Raw genomic sequence first — 18192 nt, 5'->3', positions numbered from 1 at the left:
GGCTCATCCCCGCTTGCGCGGGGAACACTCATTGGCGCATCCGCCCAGAAGACGTCGACGCGGCTCATCCCCGCTTGCGCGGGGAACACGGCATTATGGTGTGTTACTTCCTTTCTGTTGGGGGCTCATCCCCGCTTGCGCGGGGAACACGATAGCGCCGTCGTAGATACGGTGCGCATGGCCGGCTCATCCCCGCTTGCGCGGGGAACACGCTATTGGCACTCTCAAGTCGGCCTTTGATGGAGGCTCATCCCCGCTTGCGCGGGGAACACGGCCTGCTTTCCCCAGCCGAGGATTTTTGCGGCGGCTCATCCCCGCTTGCGCGGGGAACACGTCTAGTTGGTACACAACTTAGTAGGTGTGGTGGGCTCATCCCCGCTTGCGCGGGGAACACTCCGGCTCGTTCTCGATGAGTTCTGTGGCCTGGGGCTCATCCCCGCTTGCGCGGGGAACACCCGCCTAGCACGACAGGCGGTGCACCATGCCGCGGCTCATCCCCGCTTGCGCGGGGAACACTGCTGTCCCCGCCCGCCTGGACTGTGGTGTGGGGGCTCATCCCCGCTTGCGCGGGGAACACGGACTTGCTCTACCGTGGCCGCGTCCGGTCGGGGGCTCATCCCCGCTTGCGCGGGGAACACAAGTTAAGTGGGAAGCTGGTGGGAAGCTGGGGGGGGCTCATCCCCGCTTGCGCGGGGAACACGAGGCCCCGAATGGAAAACATTCACAGAGGAGGGGCTCATCCCCGCCTGCGCGGGGAACACAAGCTCGGCCGGCCACAGTGGGGGCGAAACATCGGCTCATCCCCGCTTGCGCGGGGAACACGCCTCCATGTCGGCGGCGCGGGCCTCGGCCTGCGGCTCATCCCCGCTTGCGCGGGGAACACAGCCGTCATCTTCACCGGCTCCAGCTCCAGGTCGGCTCATCCCCGCTTGCGCGGGGAACACCAGGCCGCGAGTCAGACGAAAAACCTGTAGGCGGGCTCATCCCCGCTTGCGCGGGGAACACCTCGCGGGGAAAAGTGTCCCCTTCATCGGCCCCGGGCTCATCCCCGCTTGCGCGGGGAACACCCAGCCGTCCATGATTTTGTTGTTGTCTAGGGCGGCTCATCCCCGCTTGCGCGGGGAACACTTGGCGAGTTCGTCGAGCTGGGTCTTGGGGAGGGGCTCATCCCCGCTTGCGCGGGGAACACCATCGTCCCGAAGGGGGAGACGTGTACCCATTGGGCTCATCCCCGCTTGCGCGGGGAACACCCGGCGCCGCAACTCCGCGGCCGGCGTGGAGACGGCTCATCCCCGCTTGCGCGGGGAACACCGGGCTATCCCACGCTTCGGCGCGGGCGTCAGGGGCTCATCCCCGCTTGCGCGGGGAACACTGCGCCCAGTCCTTCCAAGTACATTCCAAGCGGGGCTCATCCCCGCTTGCGCGGGGAACACTTGGGACACGGTCTACTGGGTTTGTAGTAATGAGGCTCATCCCCGCTTGCGCGGGGAACACGCGAACGGTACGGCAACAATGCCCTGCTGGTTGGGCTCATCCCCGCTTGCGCGGGGAACACCTGGCCGCCGGTCACGACATCGACCGCGCCTACGGCTCATCCCCGCTTGCGCGGGGAACACACTCTTCTAGCTGCGGGAATACCGGCCTAGAGCTCATTTTACATACGACTTCACTCGCCCTGAAATCGAACCTCCTCCACACCATATCCTGCGAACGCAGTACTGAGAAACCCCAAAGTCTCCACTGCTACTCAGGTAAACACACTTCCCCTTATAGGCACGCAGACCCGTTTCAGATAACCCAGGGAACACCACATTCACCGCTCATACCGTCGTATTCCCCCAAAGTGGTAAGTATTTATAGTCAAACTGGGCATGCGGAGAATAGAAGCCGGAAACCATCGTCGAAAAGACACCTATATCTCTGACTAATACTCTACTAAGGTTCGCCGCGCCACAATGTCTAGTCACCCCTGAAATCGCTAAACGAACCTAAGTTCTGAATAAGATTTCACAACTTACCAAGCATGATGACTGACGCACGTGTAATATGCCTGCCGAGTCCCACCGCAGGTTATACCGGGTTCGCGAGGATGAAACATGCCTGCGCGCCCTTTGCTTCTAATCCAAAGGAATCTAATGTCCAATACGCACGTCGCATTCGTCGGGCTTGGCTATATTGGCCTGCCGACCGCCGTTGTTCTAGCTAATTCCGGTGTCAAAGTCACTGGTGTTGATGTCAACGCTGTGAACGTTGACCGCATCAACCGCGGCGAGGTAACTATCGTTGAGCCGGGGTTGGAAGAAGAGCTGCGCTCGGCGCTTGAATCCGGCCTTTTCAAGGCCACCACGGAGCAGGTACACGCGGATGCCTACATCATCGCGGTGCCCACGCCGTTTACTGAGTCTTACGACGTCGACATGAAGTTCATCTACTCGGCAGCTGAGGCCATTGCGCCGCAGCTGGAGGGCGACGAGCTGGTCATCCTAGAGTCCACTTCCCCGCCGCTGACCACCAAGAAGATGGCCGACAAGATTCTTGAACTCCGCCCCGACCTTGTCGCCGATGGCACTGAAAACCCTGAGGGCAAGCCGGTGGTCTACTTCGCCCACTGCCCGGAGCGCATCCTCCCGGGCAAGGCTATGGAAGAGCTGCGCACCAACGACCGCATCATTGGCGGCCAGACCCCGGAGGCAACCAAGCGCGCCACCGCCATCTATTCCTCTTTCTGCAAGGGCGAGCTCTTGCCGACCAACGACGTCACTGCGGAGATGGCCAAGCTGACTGAGAACTCGTTCCGCGACGTCAATATCGCCTTCGCCAACGAGCTTTCCCTCATTGCTGACAAGCTCGGCATCGATGTCTGGGAACTCATCGAATTGGCGAACCACCACCCGCGCGTCAACATCCTGCAGCCCGGCCCCGGCGTCGGCGGTCACTGCATCGCCGTGGATCCGTGGTTCATCGTGTCGGCGGATCCGGAAAACTCCAAGCTCATCCACACCGCCCGAAACGTCAACGATGGCAAGCCGGCCTGGGTCATTAGCAAGGTGAAGGAAGCCATCGAACGCACTGGCGCGTCCAAGGTCGCCGTCCTCGGCCTCGCCTTCAAAGCGGATATCGACGACCTGCGCGAGTCGCCGGCCCTCAACATCGCGGTCGACCTAGCCGAAGAACTCCAAGACACCACCTTCCTGGTCGCTGAGCCGAACGTCGACGAGCTGCCCAAGCGCCTCAAGGGCTTCGACAACACGAAGCTTAACGATTACACCCAGGCGATCAACGACGCCGATGTCATCCTGCTGCTGGTCGATCACAAGGAGTTCAAGAAGCTGGACGCGCACCTGTTGGATGGCAAGGAAGTCGTCGATGCCAAGGGCCTCTGGAATAACTTGTGAACTTATTAACAATCGAAAACCGCGGTACTACTCAACCGCCGCATTAACGTCAAGCGGAAGAGCCCCATGCAGTGCCCCTCACCTGCTGAGCCTTCGGAATACACGAGCATCAGTCCTTACGCTAGATTGCTCAGCAGGTTAGCTGGGGTTCAGCCCCCCATTGAGATACCCCGGCGGTTCAGGGATCGCTTTGGCACGGACTGACTTCTTCGTCGAGTCAAATTGAAAAAAGAACTTCTGTGTCCCACGTGTGATCCGCAAGATACGACCAGCGGGACCAACATCTTTAAAAGTGTACTCCACTTTTTCATTAGCTCCAGCGACGATCACCGCCGTGAGCATGCAGAAGTTCCGACTAGACCGCCCAAAACCTATATTCCAAGTGTTCACAGGTTGTTCATCACGAAATATAATTCCCCTCAAATTATCTATGTCCCCCTTCCCCATGTTTACGTCCGTATGCTCGTAAACATTTTCCCCTTCAATACCATATCGGATAAACACTAGTTTAGTTCCATCGACGACCGATCGAAAAGTCACAGTTTCATAGAGTGATCCCACATACTCAAACTCTGGAGCAACATTCCACCTCTGCTCTGCATACTCAATGCCAGGAGTTGGTTCTAAGCTATCTACAACGACGAAGGGGCCGCAGTCAGCAAAACAAGTGCTTCGCTTCCACGAAATTCCTTGCCACGAAACATCTTCCAGATCAAAAGCTGCCCAATTCTTCTCGATTTGGCGTTCCAGCAACTTCGACGCGGATTGTGGATCATGCTTCTTACCTCGGATGGTAAGGACATTGTGCCCCAAACGGCTTTGCGCATAAGTGCGCAACCGCCCTTTGGTATATCCTGGGTGCCCAGCATCCGTGATTATATCCCGTCCTAGGGCCCAAAAAGTAACGGAAAGATGATCTAAATGCCCATGAATCTGACGTGGAGGCCCGAACCGTAACGTGTAATAAGTTTCCTCGGAGGTCGGTCTAGACTGCCCATAGCCAGACCTACCGAATACATAACCAGCGCTATACACCTTGACCCGAGGAACCTCTGCTCCGGTAACTCCATTCGAGTGGTGATATTCCAAGGGCCCTCTTTTTACAAAGTTTGGCCTTCTCGGCATTGAATCTCCCAGCTCTACAAAGGTTCCACTAGGTGTGAGGGAGTGCACCATGAATTCTTCCAACGGTAACCGTTTAGCTCGTAGTTTTTCCGCTCCATCAGCACCAAATAACTCCAGTGCCTTAACCGTCGTGCTCCGCAAGCGCTCAATATAATTTGCATATTCAGGAGCTTGCTCATTGATCGCGCCCTCTTCGTCAATCATCACCTCTAAACAAGCCACAGCTCGTTCAGTCCCAGTGTTGACGAAAGTATCATTGCCAATTCGGTCTCCAACCACCAGAAGAGCTAGGGCTTGGGATAGGCCGTGGTTCCAGTATCCGTCAAAGTTTTCCATCAACCATTGACCATGAAACTGAATTGCCTCATATAGCCATTTGTCCTCGGGGAATACTTGGCTCAGCACCCCTAATGAAGCAGCCCTAATCGCTACAGCGTGACCTCCCCAAACATACTCATCAGTCCACCATTGAGGAGTCTCACAATTAAGCTCCCACCATTGCTTGGCAGTGGATAGAACAAATTCCGCGCCCGCAGACTGCTCCTTAGACCACTCAGCTGAAGGAGTCCTAATCAAACTATCTACAATGAAGTCAATCCAATTAAGAGAATGTAGATAAAAACGTACGGTCACGTGTAAGTCGTGATTCTCAACTTGAGGCCAAAATGGCTTGTTTGGATCGAATCGCACCTCTGGGTAAGAGTGAATTGCGATTGATCCGCCAACCACACGTGAAATGCTGTTAATACGGCCTAATCCACCCGAAATTACAATTGGCCTTCCGCGGTTTGGAGATTTATACAGTGACAACGGCTTCCTTTCCAGGGGATGTGGCAGATTCAATGCCTAGGGTTCAACCACCGAACTTGTCTGAACCATTTTACCCTATCCTCATCAATAGTTCGGACTAAGTTCCTCCGCCCTTCCAAACAGATGATGGGTTCGACTGCCTTGTAGGCTAGTCGCACTGCAAGCTAATCTAAGAACGCATTCGGCACCGCTGGGCACTTCAGCCAAGACCGAATTACGAAACTTAAAGAGCGGCGAAGCAACGTCTTAAGCTAGCCATTTATGAGCCACCGACCCCAAGACACTTCCGGTTTCCTTAACAGTCTGTTTCTGTTTTACAACTAATCATTCCACCGCGAAAATAGGACTGAATACAACGGATGTTTAATTGAGACTTTCTCCCTCAATTAGTTGGGTAATCCAAGACCGATAAATACTACTAACATCCCATTCTGAAGCTTTCCGCTCTGCTCCAAGACCCAGATCTTCGAGCATTCTGTGGGACTGGGCGGATAGAACGACTTCGGCCATTTGTGCAAGATCTTCGTAGACATTGTCACTCCCAAAGACTTCTGTCGATCCGGCACGACTCCAGACTATTGGCACAGCTCCGGAGGCCATGCCTTCGGCTGGGGCGAGGTGAAAGCTTTCTTCGTCACTCGGGGAAAGGACGAAACCGATTCCTCGCAACCACGAAGCAATGTCGGTGCTGAAAGGTTCAAAAACGACGTGGTTGGAAAGAACCTCATCTTCTCGTAGTCGTGCGAAAAAGTCGAGGTACTTGTGCCTTTGCAGGGTGTCCTTCCAAACGTAGGGGTAGTCCCAGGGCATTCGCCCCTTGATGTGAAGATAGTAGCGTTCGTCCTGTGACAGTAGGTTGCTGAGCAGGTCCAAAGCCTTGTCGGGTCGCTTCAAGAACGGCACCATCCCTACGAGGCCCAAGTGGTAGCGAGCGTCTGGCCCCTTAGGGCGAGAAAAGTCCTGGGTATCGATCATGTTCGGGACCACCCGGACCTTCCCGTCTAGTTCAGGGAGAAACTCGACGGTGGCGCGTCGATAGTGCTCCGAAACCGTCAGCACAGAATCAACTGCTTCTAAGTCCGCGTGGGCGAACCAAGGAGCCCGGTTGCGTGTTTCGAATCCGTGGAGGCGAGCAACAAGGCGAGCCTTTTCGGGCTTGTGGTTTGAGTAGTAAGTCAGGTTTGGGCCAGCGAACTCGCAGAAGATGATATCGGCCCATTGGGCTAGCTCGGCGCTTTTTGCCTCATCGTGCTTGTGCAGGGACTCCCAATGGTCGAACTTAATCTCGAAGCGAGGATCTTTGAGCAGCCGAGAAAGCAGTTCACCAGCGAATTTGAGGTCATGAGACGCCACCAGTAGCTTCGTCGGCTCATACGCATTTCCGTTATCCTGGTCATTGCGCAAGACCATCGCACGGGTAAAGACGTCTCGCAAGCGTTGTACAGCAGAGCTCATCGAGTACTGGCGGACCCCTTGCTGGACAGAGTCTTGAACTTGCGGGACTGACCCAAGATTCGCTGCGATGGTGTCAGCTAGTTGGTTGACATCAGTATGCGCGTTAACGAAGAAGGGATAATCAGTTCCCAAGAGGAGCTCATGGTCGCCATTGCGGTTGATTACCGGCGGAGTGCCGGCTGCTGCATACTCCAAGGCTTTAGTAGAAATCTCCATGCTGGAGTCCAACTTCGAAGTACGCCACCCGATACCCAGGTCCGCCTCCGAAATCATGCGCAGGGACTCTTCGCGCGCGACCGCACCTACCGCCGTGACTCCGAGGTACTCCCCTCGCTGGGCAGCCTCTAGTGCCTGGGCCATTCGACTGCTCCAGCTCGGATCTTCCTTGTCCCGATTGATCTTTGCTCCGATGACAGTCAGGTGGGCACGCACTCCCCTCTCCTGGAGCTTGGCAGGCAACTCCAGCATTTCCAAGGTCTTCCAATCCTTGGCAAATTTACCCGCGTACACAATCTCCAGGGGTCGCTCATCCCCCGCAGGGTCTTGCGCCCTGTCTGCAAAGGCCTTGTCGGGAATCATGGGAGGCAGCAGGTACGTTTTCCCAGGAGCCGAAGGCGCTAAGGCTTCAAAATAAGAGCGGGAAGTCTCCGTCTGCGAGAACAATCCAGCTGAGCGGGAGGCAACGCGTTCCAAACGGTTCAGCCCATTGGCGGATAGCTTACTCGGCGGAAATGGCAAGTCCGTGACGTAGGACCACAGGATTTCGCTAAGCCCCTGCTCCCTACAAAAAGCATTACACGCATCGAGCCCGCGGACCACAACAGCAGCAAGGCCTTCCGCAGCGTGGATTTCCTTTACGCGAGCCGCACACTGTCCAATATCGCGGACGTTAATCTCGTCGCTCGAAAGATTCGGGACGTAGTCAATGACCACATTGTCCAAGACTGAAACCGCTGATACCAGCTTCTTGTCGGTAGGTTCAGTCTTCAGAACCAGCCAAACCTCGTCGAAGACTCGGCTAAGGACCTCCGTAATCGACATCATCCAGATGGAAGAGCCGTCGATAATATTGGGATTAATGTCAGCGTATACAGCAGCTTTAGACATTGTGCGTGCTCTCCTTTTCCAGATAGTTCTCTAACCTGGCGTACATCGCCAAGCCTTCCAACTGCGCGCTCTCGTCCTCGCCGTCACCAAGTACGTAGTCCGCTGCTTCTCGCAACGAATGCGTCAGGGTCGCAACCTCGGCCCCGGCGAGGACAATCACGATCGCCCCTTGCTTCTTCGCCAGCTTCAACGACTCCGCTAGTTCAAGGAATGTTTGCAAGCGGAAAGACTCCAGCCCGTGCGCCCACAGCCCGTTGCTGAAAGCTTGCTCCTGAATAACCACGTAGTCCTGCGGAGCCACCACGGTCAGTCGGGTTTGATTCGGTTTGAGCACCTCGAGGTTTACCGAATCAGACAGATCCGATATCAAATCAGTTGTCCCGATGACCGCTACGCGTTTAGTCCAGCGATCCTCGGGCGAGTCAAAGACCGTACTGAAGTTCTGATATTCATCACTAGTTACGCTGATGGCGGCTGCCCCACGCCCGATGACTCCCGGCGTATTCGACCGCCGAACAGAGGATGCGGGGATCGCTCCGGCAGCGTATACGCTGCCGGTCTCAGCAGCCAACGGCGAAGTATTATCCGGAGTGTCTGCGGATACCGGATATGCGGAGGCACTGGGAGTACAAGGGCGTGTCTGTGTCTGGTCAGAGACCGAATTTCTTTGCGCTACCGCATTCGAAATTTGCGGCTCCAGGCGCTTGAGGCGACTATCCACCTGGCGGAAGTATTGGCGAAGCTCACCCACCGAGTGCTTTGCCCAAGACAAAAACCCCACGGCGAAAACCAGAGCAACTAGGCCACCGGCAAGGGCGAAAACAGTTTCCCCGACGCCTTGCGGCACAATGAAAGCCACTGCGAACAGCACAAACGCCACGGCTAGAAGCAGTGTCAATGCTTTACCGTGGCGGATTTTGCCTAGAACATTCATCCCGGGCCTTTCCACAATTATCCAGACTAGTTTCAACTGCTAATTCAGAATACACAAGGTATCTCACCCTCGTGAGGTAACGAAGGATCCCTTTGCTTTAGCCCAAAACGACGTTCGGAGGCTGATAAGCCGCGGTGACTTCCTGGAGGTACTCGTGCGCGGGGTCCTTATTGTCCTTGCCCATCAGGCGTGCCCACTCGTGGTACTGGGGAGAGACGACGTCGGTGGGGCCGTCGGCGATGATGTGTCCCTTGCTGATCCAGATGCAACGCTGACAGTTCTTCTCGACCTGCCCGATGGAGTGGGAGACCAGGAAGAGGTTGCCGGCGCGCTCTAGGACCTCGGCCATGCGCGCCTTGGCCTTGGCGCCGAAGGCGGCGTCGCCGGTGGATAGGGCCTCGTCGATGAGGAGGATGTCCGGCTTGACGGCGGTGGAGATGGCAAAGCCCAAGCGGGAGCTCATGCCGGAGGAGTAGGTCGACATGGGGCGCTTGATGGCATCGCCCAGCTCAGTCCATTCGGCAATAAGCGGGATCTGGGCGCGGGCCTCGTCCGGCTTCATGCCCAAGGCCAGGCAGCCCAGGTAGATGTTTGTCTCCCCGGACAGGGACTTTTGCAGGGCGGGGCTTACTCCCATGAGCATCGGCTGCGAGCGCACCAGAATCTTGCCACTGGTGGGTGATTCGCCCCCGGCGATGAGGTTGAGCAGCGTGGATTTGCCGGAGCCGTTCAGGCCGATAATACCGACGGACTCGCCGGGTACTGCGACCAAGGAGGCATCGGTTAGCGCGTCGACGACCATCTTGTTCTTGCCTGCCCGCACGGTGCGGGCGTCGTCGGAGCGGGACTGGCTGATGACGTAGCGCTTGGATACGTTTTGGACGACGACGTTAGCCTCCTCCACGTAGTCGACTGCGCCGTCAGCGTCTGCTTGGTCGGTCTTATGCAAGTCGGACATATTTGTGCTCCGCTCCCCAGAAGTAGATGAAACCCACCACGAAGGTGCCGAAGGTCCAGGCCAGTAAGGTCAGCCAGGTGGACAGGTCCGGGCAGGTGCCATAGATGGTGGAATTACGAATCGCCATGAGAAAGATATAGGCCGGGTTGTGCGACATCAGTTCCTGGACGACCGGCGTGTGCGAGAAACGATCCAGCGAGAACATCACGCCGGACAAGAAGAACCAGGCCTGCGTGACAATGCCCATCAGCGCCTTGACGTCGGGGATTTCCGCGGTCAGGCGCGCCGAAATCATCATCAGCCCGCAGCCCAAGATGTGCAGCATCAGGTAGAGCGGCACCACCAGGATGATGGTCCAGTTAGGTGGCGTGCCCCACTGCGCTAAAAAGGCCAGGATCATGCCGATGAGTGCGGGCAGGAGGTTATCAATGCCGGCGCGCAGGGTCTGCGAAAACACTAGCGAGGCCCGCGGGAAGGCGAAGGTGCGGATCATCCCGCGGGACTTGGTAATCAGTCCGCTGCCGGCGGATAACAGGCCGGTGATCATGCGCATGAACATGATGCCGAGGATGAGATACCCGATGAAGTTCTCGATGCCGCGGGAGGTCTTGAACAGGTAACCGAACAGGAAGCCGTAGAAGGCCACGTCGAGGATCGGGTTGGCCACCAGCCACAGCTTCCACAGGCGGTAGTCGCGCGTGGAGCGCAGGGCCTTGGAGCGGGCTTCCGCGATGACGAAGAAGCGGCGCTCCCAGAGCTGCTGGAGGTAGGTCGACAGGCTGGGTCGGGGGTTGAGCGGTTTCAGCCCCTCCGGGGACACGATCTGGACCGGGCCGTCGGAATGGGTGATCTGCTCGTTGAGCTTCTGGAAATAATCGACGCTCCGGGAGTTCTCCCGCTTTCGGTGACGACTCATTTACTTCGGCCCCCTTTCCGTTGCCTCATTGTCTTAACGTACCTCTTTGTTTTCACTTGAAACTTCAACCAGTCTAGTCAACTTCCCTTAGCAAATGATAAAGGGTTTTTACTATCGCATCCGTGTCGCCGGACTGGCTGCGGTAGTCCAGCGGGAGCCCCGACAGCGGCGAGTCGGCGGTGACGATCCCCCACACCGGCGTGGTGGAGGCGGAATAATCGGAGTACTTCGACGGCAAAAACGGGTTGACGGTAAAGGCGGACCCGGTCGTCTCCGCGTCGTTGACCAGCAGCACGTCGTAGTCCTCCGTAGTAGCCAAAAAGTCTAGGTAATCCGCATAGGGGTAGGCGCGCACGTCGACGGGCGCGCCGGGCGCCTCGGCGGCCTGTTGCCACCGGAGGGCATCGACAGCAGCGGGGTTGCCGCAGTAGATGTGCAGGACAAAGCGCTGGCGCGCGGTATCCGGCAGGGTGGCCAGCGCCTGCAGGACCGGCCCGATGCCGCGGTTGGCGTAGAAGTTGCCGAAGTAGGCGATGTTGATTTTGCCCGGGACTGCCCGGGCCCGCGAGGTGCCCAAGGAAAACAGCTCGCGCGGCGGCGGGGTGTGCGGCCGGATGACGGATTTCGCCCGGGCTTCTTCCTGGAGCCCCTCCGGATACGGCGCCAGCATGACCTCGCGCTGGTTGGCGTTGGTAAACACCAAGCGGTCGGCGTAAATGAGGGTCACGGCCTCCGTCAGCGCGAAGTGGGTATCCAGGGGGATCCCCGCCCACCGGCTGGCAGAGACCGCCCGCCGCAGCTGCAGCGTGGTCAGCCCCGGGGTGATAGCACCCTCCCGCGGCTGGCCGTCGACGCCGAAGCGCAGGGGATCGGAGAATTCGGCTTCCCAGGAAAGCCCCGGGTGCTTGAGCTTGACCAGGGCCGCGGCCACGTGGGAACCGGACCACAGGGCACGCGAGTACATCGCCTCGTAAGGCCCGGCGGAGTTCATCCGCTTGCCGGCCACCCGCGCGGCCTTCCGGGCGAAGCTGGATATCAGCGGCCAGGCCGCGAACGAAGGATCGACCCGGATTTCGGCGTGCTGGGCCAGGTAGGGTTCGACAATTAGCTGTGTCGAGGGATCCTTGCCCCGCACGCGGGACATATCCGCGGAGATGGCGTCGACGAGCTCGCCGCGTGCGGCAATGTGCTTGGCCACGACGTTGGCGGCGGTATCCGCATACGGCGGGAAGCAATAGGAGATCACCAGCCGGCGCGCTTTCTCCGTGCGCAACTCTGCCCACGGCAGGCCCGGCACCTTCAAGCTGACTGCCTCCGCGATTGCGCTGTCCACGTCCCCGGGGTTGGTTTTCAGGTAATCACCGACGAAGGAGAACTGGGCGGCCTCCAGGCTCTCCCGCGCTGTGGCGGAGGCCTCCGGGACTGTGATGCCACGCAGGCTAGCGATGCAGTCCAGGCGCTGGCGCACGCTAAATTGGTACGAGCTTTCCTGCCGGCTGACCGACCCGGCCCGCTGGGTGCGCAGGTAGGCTGCTTTGGCGTAATCCCCCGGCACGCGCAGGGCCAGGTCGGGGTGTTTGAGCAAATGCGCGAAGAAGACCACGTCCTCGCCGGAGTCCAGGTTTTCCGCGTAGCGGTAGCGGGTCAGGACCGCGCTGGGGACCACCTTGCAGGCGTTAAAGCCCAGGGCCCAGGCAGTGCTGCGGGCTAGCTGTGTGGTCCCCGCCAAGGCTTTGATGCGCACGCCCAGGCTCGTGGATTCCTCGCGCTGCCCGGCGCGCACGTCCGCTATCGGCAGCAGCGCGCAGACGCCGGGCCCGGCCGTGGCCAGCCCCACCTCGAGGAAACGCGGCTCGAGGCGGTCGTCATCGTCGAGGAAGGTGACGTATTCCCGCCGCACCGCGGCCAGCCCAAGGTTGCGGGCGCGGCTGGCGCCTGGGGCATCGCTAGTCAACACCCGCAGGTTCAGCCTCGGGTGCTCCGCGCGCGCCTGGGCCAGGACCTCGTAACTGCCGTCGGCCGGACCGTTGAGCACCACGATGACCTCGAAGAGCTCCGAGGCGAGCGTCTGCTCTAACAGGGATGCCACCATGTCCGGCAAACGCTGGCAGCCCTGGTACGAGGGCACGATGACGCTGATGCCCGGCTGGAATTCTCCGCGGCTCATCGCAGCTTCTCCAATCCCTTGTAGAGGTAGGCCACGAGCGTGGCCGGCAGGTACTGTTTGATGGGCTTGGCCAGTGGCACCACCTTCTTGACCACCAGCGAGCCCAGGCTGGGCTCCGACAGCGTCGGCGCCGCAGGAGTGTGCTCGGGGTCCCTGCCAGGACCGGCCTGGGCGGCCAGCCCCCGCACGAAGTCTTCGCTGGAGCGGGTCGGACCGGTGGCAGTGCCCAGGCGCAGCCGCAACCACCCTTCGCGGGCTTCAAAACCGGTCACGCACACGCTCCCCTCCGCGACCTCGGCGCGCAGCAGCTCCACCATCCGCGCCACGTGTTCGTGATCTGCCCAGTACTCGGCCTGCTCGTGGCCGGCGCTAAGCCAACGGGAGGCGGCGTCCAGGGTGAGCGACTCGGGAGTATTGACCAGAATGAGCCGGCCACCGTCGGCGGGCCATGTGTCCGGGGGCGCGGACAGGAAGATGGCATCCCCGGTCACGGATGCCAGGGAGACCGGCTCCTCGGAGTCATCAAGTATGACGATTGGCCGCGCGGGCTGCGCGGTGGGCTGGCCCGGGGCATGGGTCTTAGCGCCGAATGTGCCCTGGTAGGCGTCTAGGCTGCTGATACGCATGATGATGTGCCACCTATCCCCGAGAGCCCTGCTGGTTTCGCTGGACGCGGACGTTGTTGCGCTCTATCCGGTCGAGGATGTCGAGCAGGTTTAACGGAACGACCTCGTCGCGCTGGTGCTCCACCCACTTCCTTCCGTCCTCCCCGACCTGGAGCATCCCGCGATTCGCGGCGAGTTCAATCCACAGGTCCGCGAGCGCCTCCGGGTTTTCTGGCTCCACGACGTGGCCCGCGTGCAGCTGGTGAATGAGCGTCGCGGCCTCCCCAGCCACGGCCGCGCTGATGTGGAGACCTAACTGCATGAGTTCGTAGGTCTTGGACGGGATTGCGCGCTCGAGGGCGTCCCAATCGGTCAGATGCACCAAGGCGGTGTCCGCCCACTCGTAGTATTCCCGTAGCTGGTCGGCCGGCAGCCGGTGGCGGAATTCTACGTCGAGGCCCAATTCTTCCGAGCGCTCGTTCAGGGCGAACCAGGTAGCCCCGTCGCCGATCATGCGCAAGTGCACGTCCAGGCCCTTGTCCCGGGCGATCTTCGCGGCCTCCAGGGCGTTTTCCAGCTTCTGGGCCCGGCCCAGCGTGCCGGCGTACAGGACGTTTAGGCCGCCTTCGCGCGGCGCCTTGACCTGCCGGTCGTAGTCCGACCGGGGCGCGAAGACGTTGCGGATAGTGGTCAACTCCGGCTTGGGGCCTGGCATGGTCCGGGCGAAGTACGTGGCCAGGTAGTCGCTCTCCCGCTGGGTAGTGGTGATGACGCCGGCGGACTTGCGCAGTGCTGAGTACATAACCTGCTCGGTGAGCTTGGTCAGCACTTGGAGCGGCCCGCGGCTTAAGATCTTCTCCCGCAGCGTCCTCCGGCCCGTGCCCGAATTCCAGTCGCGGCTCTCGCGCAGCAGATCGGGCCAGGCGTCGCGCAGGTCGATGACGTACGGCACCCGGTGGATCCCCGCGACCAGCCGCGTTACCGCCGAAGTCGGCAGTGCCGGCACCGTACCGATGACCAAATCGGGTCGCAGTTTGCGGACCTGGTGCGAGGGGTTGAGGTGCATCAGCACCATCGAGGCGGCCACCGAGGCCTGGTTGAAAATCCGTTGCGTCAGCGAACGACCCGCGGGGAAAAAGCCCGACCGAATAACCCGCTCACCCGCGGGTCCTTCCTCCGCCTGCCGCGCGGAACGGAAACTGCGCTGGGACAACCACTGCCGCAGCGAGACCTTGCGCTGGTAGTGCGGGGGCGGCGCGATGACGGTGACCTGGTGCCCGTTGCGGATGAGGATTCGCGAGAGCCACGCCCACCGCCGCTGCGGCACCCCGTTTTCCGGATACCAATACTGGGAAAGGACAAGGATCTTCACGGCAAACTAGGTGCTTTCTCTCACGGCGGGATATCGGATTCTTCTAGCCTCCAGGCACGCGGCCCAGACTATCGGAGATTATCTAGATTTCTTGGTAGCCACTTTGTCTACTTTACTTCCGATTGCTCGCTCGGGAAGCTCAATTCAGCACTCCGAAGGAAAAACGGTAGAGACTTGCCGAAACGGCGCACCCCCAGCCCCACCACGCGGTAGCCGTCCGGGAGGAAAACCTCCACCGTGCTTGACCCGCTCCCCGGCCGGGAGTCCAGGTACTTGTAGTAGCCCACCTCCGCTCGGGCGGACTTCGGCACACCGGCCAGCGACGTGCCGACGGGGACCGGGCGTCCGTCGGCGTTCTGGATATCCAGGGTGACCAGTCCTTGGTGGGGTCGGGCAGTCGGCGCGAAAATATGGTCAAGTTCCAGGCGGAAGGTCTGCAGCGGCCGGGGCATTTCTAGCCGGGTGGCTGCCCACACCAGAGTGGGCCGGTCCAAGGCATCGGCAGTGCTCTCGTCCACGACCAGCGGCGCCACCGTGGGGAACAGGCGCTCCAGGGTGTCGGCGTCCTCAAAGCGTGGGTACTTAGACATCGCCTTGACCAGGCCCGACATGGAGGGCCCATCCTTGGCGCGCAAGGCGTTGTCCTGGGTTAGGTGGTTGAAGCGGAAATACCCCAGTTGGCGGGAATCCAGGATAACCGGGCTTTTCCGGTCCACCATGTTGTGCGGGGCCGGGCGGGGAGATTGCAGCTTCCCGTCCTCGCCAAACTGGCAGACGTACATCAGCCCCATGGAATTCATGGGGAAATGCGCCTGCCGCAGGTTCGTCACGCGCCCCCGGTGCAGAATTGCCTCCACCCCGAGCGGCAAGCTGACCGCCATCCCGCAGTACTCCGGCCGCACATACCGCGCCATGGTGGCGAAGTATTCGGTGCTTAACACGTCGTCATCGTCAAGCCGGTACTGGCCGAAGGCCTCGCCCGCGGCCACGTGCCCGCGCGCGATTTCTCCCAGCGGGGTCCCGGCCTGGCCGTCGGGCCGCTTGTCGAGGTGCAGAAAATCGTAGCGCTGCGCCGCCGCGGCGAGACTGCGCTGGTACTTTTCCGGCAGCGACTCCGAGTAGGACACCACGTGCACCACGTCGAAATCCCGCGCGGCCGCGGCCAAGGCCGGCAACGTGTGCTGGGTAAAGATCTCTTCCCGCAGGGCCAAGCGGTCCGGGGCGTAGAGTTCCTTCCGGTAATTCTCCACGCTCTTCGCGGTTTTGGCGTGGGATTTGGCGCCTGCGGTCGCAGCGCTGTCCTGCTGGGTCAGCCGCCACGACGTCGAGGTCGGGTTGAACAGGCTGTACCGCGTGCGTCCGATGAAAAACATGTTGTGCTCTCCCCTGGCCTAATCCTCGTCTGCTTCCCGGCCCACGAAGACGTGGGATCGGTTGAGCCCGTAGCTTTCCACGACCCCGTTGCGTTTTAGTGCCGAGGCCTCCACGTCCCAGGTGTGCCCGTGGGCGGCGCGGACCTGGATATAGTTGAAACGGTCGGCCGAGTAAATCCTGCCGCCCGCGGCGGCCACGTCGCGCAGGAACTGGGTGTCCTCGCCCCTGCCGAGCTCCCGGAAGGGATGGTCCACGAAGGTCTCCCGCCGCGCGGCCAGCGTCGCGCCTAAGACCAGGTCGGTCCACAGGTGCTCGCGCCAGGGTTTACGCAGCACCAGCTCATCCGTGTCGGCGAGATACAGGTAAGACGCCTGCTTGCCCACGACCTCGGCCCCGGAAAAGCGCAGCGCGTTGACCTGGTCGCGCAGGTAATCCGGCCCGTAACAATCGTCATCGTCCATCTTGGCCACGTAGTCACCGCTCGCCTCACGAACCAACCCATTGAGGGCCTCGCCCAGGCTCGCCTCCGCGGGGAACTCGAAGACCCGCACGCCCTCCGGGAGCGGCTCCGGGGCGGCAATACCGTGGAGTCCCACCAAGACCTCCAGCTCGACCTCGCGCTGGGCGAGGATCTGCGCCACGGCCTCTGCCACGCGCTCGGGCCGGTTGGTAGCCATGACGACCGTGACCTTCGGGCGGCCGGCCCAGGCGTTGGCCGCGGGCAGGCCTATCGCCTGAACGATCTGCTGGGCGCGGTGGGTATAGGTGTGCCCCTCCCAGATGATCCGCTGGGCTTTATGCACCATGCGGTCCCGGGCGAGTGCGGAACGCACCAGGGCCTCGATGCTCGCGGCCGCCGCATCGATTGCTTCCTCCGCATCCTCGCCCGGCTGTTCCGCGGGGCCGTCGATGGTCAGGACCTCGCCGGGGCCGAACAGGCGGGATATCCCCTCCGCCGGCGTGGTCGCGACCGCGGTGCCGGCGGCGAGCAGCTCCACGACGCGGCGGGAAAACATGGTCGGGCTATCCGTGACGGTATTGACGTTGAGGAAGACCTTGTAGCCGCGGTAGGCGCTGAGCATCCGTCCGTAGGGCAGCGCGCCTACGACCCACTCATCAAACGGCGCCGGGAAGGTGTACTTGTCGTCGACGCCCTGGTTGCGCGAATAGATGGTCAGTGCCGAATGCAGGTTGTCGCTGGCTAGCAGCCCGGCGCGCAAGATAAATTCCATCTGCCGGGCCCGCTCCGGGAATTTGTGGCGGAAATAGGTTCCCGCAAAGCAGATATCCCCGCGCTGGTAGCGCCCGCTGACCGCGGTGCGGATGGGATTGTGCACCCGGGGCTGGGCGGCGAAGGGGGCGACCACCACGCGGGTGCCCGGCAGCGCCTCCTGGTAGCGGGGCGCGCAGGCGGCATCGGTAGTAGCGGCGACTTCAAAAAGCTGCGCGGAAGCGAGGAAGTCGTCGAAGTGGGCCGGGTCCTCCTTGTTCCAGAACACCGTGGGGATTCCGGATGCCCGGCAGTGCGCGACCAGCTCGCGCAGGTTGTCCGAGGGGGCGTTGCTACCGACGACCTGGTAACGCCAGGCCCCGGAATTTCCCTGCCAGGCCGATTCAACCAGCAGGAAATCGATGCCGTCTGCTATCTCTTCGCGCCAGTTGTCCGGGGTCAGTGGCACCAGGTCGAATTCCCCTCCCCAGGCCAGGTGCGAGAAATCATCCAGGATGGCGCCCACCCGGTAATGGCCGAAAGGCTTGGGCCGAGACGTGTTTCCCGGGAACTCCTCAAAGTCCAGCGGGTCGAAACCGCGCAGCTCGGCGCGCTTCATCTCCTCTACCCGCTGCTTATCCGCCGCGTCCTGCGAGGCCTTCAACCGGAGATTCTCGCGGTGCTCCAGGTGCCTCCCCAGCTGCCGGAAACCGCCCTTGCGCAAGTGCCACAAGGCGGTCCGTAGTTCGGAAAGATTCATCGCT

The 18192-nt window shown here is 60.6% G+C and carries 11 protein-coding genes and 1 CRISPR repeat array (1 of these 12 only partly in view); of the genes, 1 reads left to right on the top strand and 10 read right to left on the bottom strand.

Annotated elements, in window-relative coordinates; all coding sequences use genetic code 11:
- A CRISPR array of direct repeats spans nucleotides 1-1616; the repeat unit is 28 nt; unit sequence GGCTCATCCCCGCTTGCGCGGGGAACAC (it extends 1894 nt beyond the left edge of the window).
- 519 nt (nucleotides 1617-2135) lie between these two features.
- The gene (wecC, locus tag QQS53_RS05025) at nucleotides 2136-3395 is read left to right on the top strand and encodes a UDP-N-acetyl-D-mannosamine dehydrogenase (protein WP_472774812.1); all 1260 of its coding nucleotides are present in this window, start codon (nucleotides 2136-2138) and stop codon (nucleotides 3393-3395) included.
- 138 nt (nucleotides 3396-3533) lie between these two features.
- On the opposite strand, the gene QQS53_RS05020 is transcribed toward wecC, so the two are convergent.
- From QQS53_RS05020 to QQS53_RS04975, 10 genes are all read right to left on the bottom strand, one after another.
- Nucleotides 3534-5153, bottom strand: a complete 1620-nt coding sequence (locus QQS53_RS05020; protein ID WP_472774811.1) for a heparinase II/III domain-containing protein — start codon at nucleotides 5151-5153, stop codon at nucleotides 3534-3536.
- 540 nt (nucleotides 5154-5693) lie between these two features.
- The gene (locus QQS53_RS05015; protein ID WP_472774810.1) at nucleotides 5694-7892 is read right to left on the bottom strand and encodes a hypothetical protein; all 2199 of its coding nucleotides are present in this window, start codon (nucleotides 7890-7892) and stop codon (nucleotides 5694-5696) included.
- The gene (locus QQS53_RS05010) at nucleotides 7885-8826 is read right to left on the bottom strand and encodes a hypothetical protein (RefSeq protein WP_472774809.1); all 942 of its coding nucleotides are present in this window, start codon (nucleotides 8824-8826) and stop codon (nucleotides 7885-7887) included. Before QQS53_RS05010 ends, QQS53_RS05015 begins: the two co-directional genes overlap by 8 nt.
- Before the next feature lie 97 nt (nucleotides 8827-8923).
- A complete protein-coding gene (locus QQS53_RS05005) occupies nucleotides 8924-9628 on the bottom strand; it encodes an ABC transporter ATP-binding protein (protein WP_472775054.1) in 705 nt (234 codons plus the stop codon).
- 139 nt (nucleotides 9629-9767) lie between these two features.
- Entirely contained in the window at nucleotides 9768-10700 is a 933-nt protein-coding gene (locus tag QQS53_RS05000; RefSeq protein ID WP_472774808.1) for an ABC transporter permease, read from the bottom strand.
- A gap of 73 nt (nucleotides 10701-10773) precedes the next feature.
- Nucleotides 10774-12867 carry a glycosyltransferase gene (locus tag QQS53_RS04995; protein WP_472774807.1) on the bottom strand — a complete coding sequence of 698 codons (2094 nt, stop codon included), beginning with the start codon at nucleotides 12865-12867 and terminating at the stop codon, nucleotides 10774-10776.
- Nucleotides 12864-13493 carry a hypothetical protein gene (locus QQS53_RS04990; RefSeq protein ID WP_472774806.1) on the bottom strand — a complete coding sequence of 210 codons (630 nt, stop codon included), beginning with the start codon at nucleotides 13491-13493 and terminating at the stop codon, nucleotides 12864-12866. Before QQS53_RS04990 ends, QQS53_RS04995 begins: the two co-directional genes overlap by 4 nt.
- A 13-nt stretch (nucleotides 13494-13506) precedes the next feature.
- Complete coding sequence (locus QQS53_RS04985; RefSeq protein ID WP_472774805.1) at nucleotides 13507-14844, bottom strand: glycosyltransferase family 4 protein; 1338 nt, start codon at nucleotides 14842-14844, stop codon at nucleotides 13507-13509.
- A gap of 107 nt (nucleotides 14845-14951) precedes the next feature.
- Nucleotides 14952-16217 (bottom strand): glycosyltransferase, encoded by a 1266-nt coding sequence (locus QQS53_RS04980; protein ID WP_472774804.1) that lies wholly within the window; start codon nucleotides 16215-16217, stop codon nucleotides 14952-14954.
- Nucleotides 16218-16235: 18 nt separating this feature from the next.
- Nucleotides 16236-18188, bottom strand: a complete 1953-nt coding sequence (locus tag QQS53_RS04975; RefSeq protein ID WP_472774803.1) for a glycosyltransferase family protein — start codon at nucleotides 18186-18188, stop codon at nucleotides 16236-16238.
- Nucleotides 18189-18192: the final 4 nt, after the last annotated feature.

The sequence above is a fragment of the Corynebacterium sp. 2571A genome (assembly GCF_055700935.1).
Note: the sequence above shows the minus strand (reverse complement) of the source record. Positions and strands in the feature narration are given on the sequence as shown.

Excerpts from the sequence above, each read along its gene's own strand:
- wecC (WP_472774812.1), top strand. The coding sequence starts at position 2,136 with ATGTCCAATACGCACGTCGCATTCGTCGGGCTTGGCTATATTGGCCTG.
- QQS53_RS05015 (WP_472774810.1), bottom strand. The coding sequence starts at position 7,892 with ATGTCTAAAGCTGCTGTATACGCTGACATTAATCCCAATATTATCGAC.
- QQS53_RS04995 (WP_472774807.1), bottom strand. The coding sequence starts at position 12,867 with ATGAGCCGCGGAGAATTCCAGCCGGGCATCAGCGTCATCGTGCCCTCG.
- QQS53_RS05010 (WP_472774809.1), bottom strand. The coding sequence starts at position 8,826 with ATGAATGTTCTAGGCAAAATCCGCCACGGTAAAGCATTGACACTGCTT.
- QQS53_RS04975 (WP_472774803.1), bottom strand. The coding sequence starts at position 18,188 with ATGAATCTTTCCGAACTACGGACCGCCTTGTGGCACTTGCGCAAGGGC.
- QQS53_RS04990 (WP_472774806.1), bottom strand. The coding sequence starts at position 13,493 with ATGCGTATCAGCAGCCTAGACGCCTACCAGGGCACATTCGGCGCTAAG.
- QQS53_RS05005 (WP_472775054.1), bottom strand. The coding sequence starts at position 9,628 with ATGGTCGTCGACGCGCTAACCGATGCCTCCTTGGTCGCAGTACCCGGC.
- QQS53_RS04980 (WP_472774804.1), bottom strand. The coding sequence starts at position 16,217 with ATGTTTTTCATCGGACGCACGCGGTACAGCCTGTTCAACCCGACCTCG.
- QQS53_RS05000 (WP_472774808.1), bottom strand. The coding sequence starts at position 10,700 with ATGAGTCGTCACCGAAAGCGGGAGAACTCCCGGAGCGTCGATTATTTC.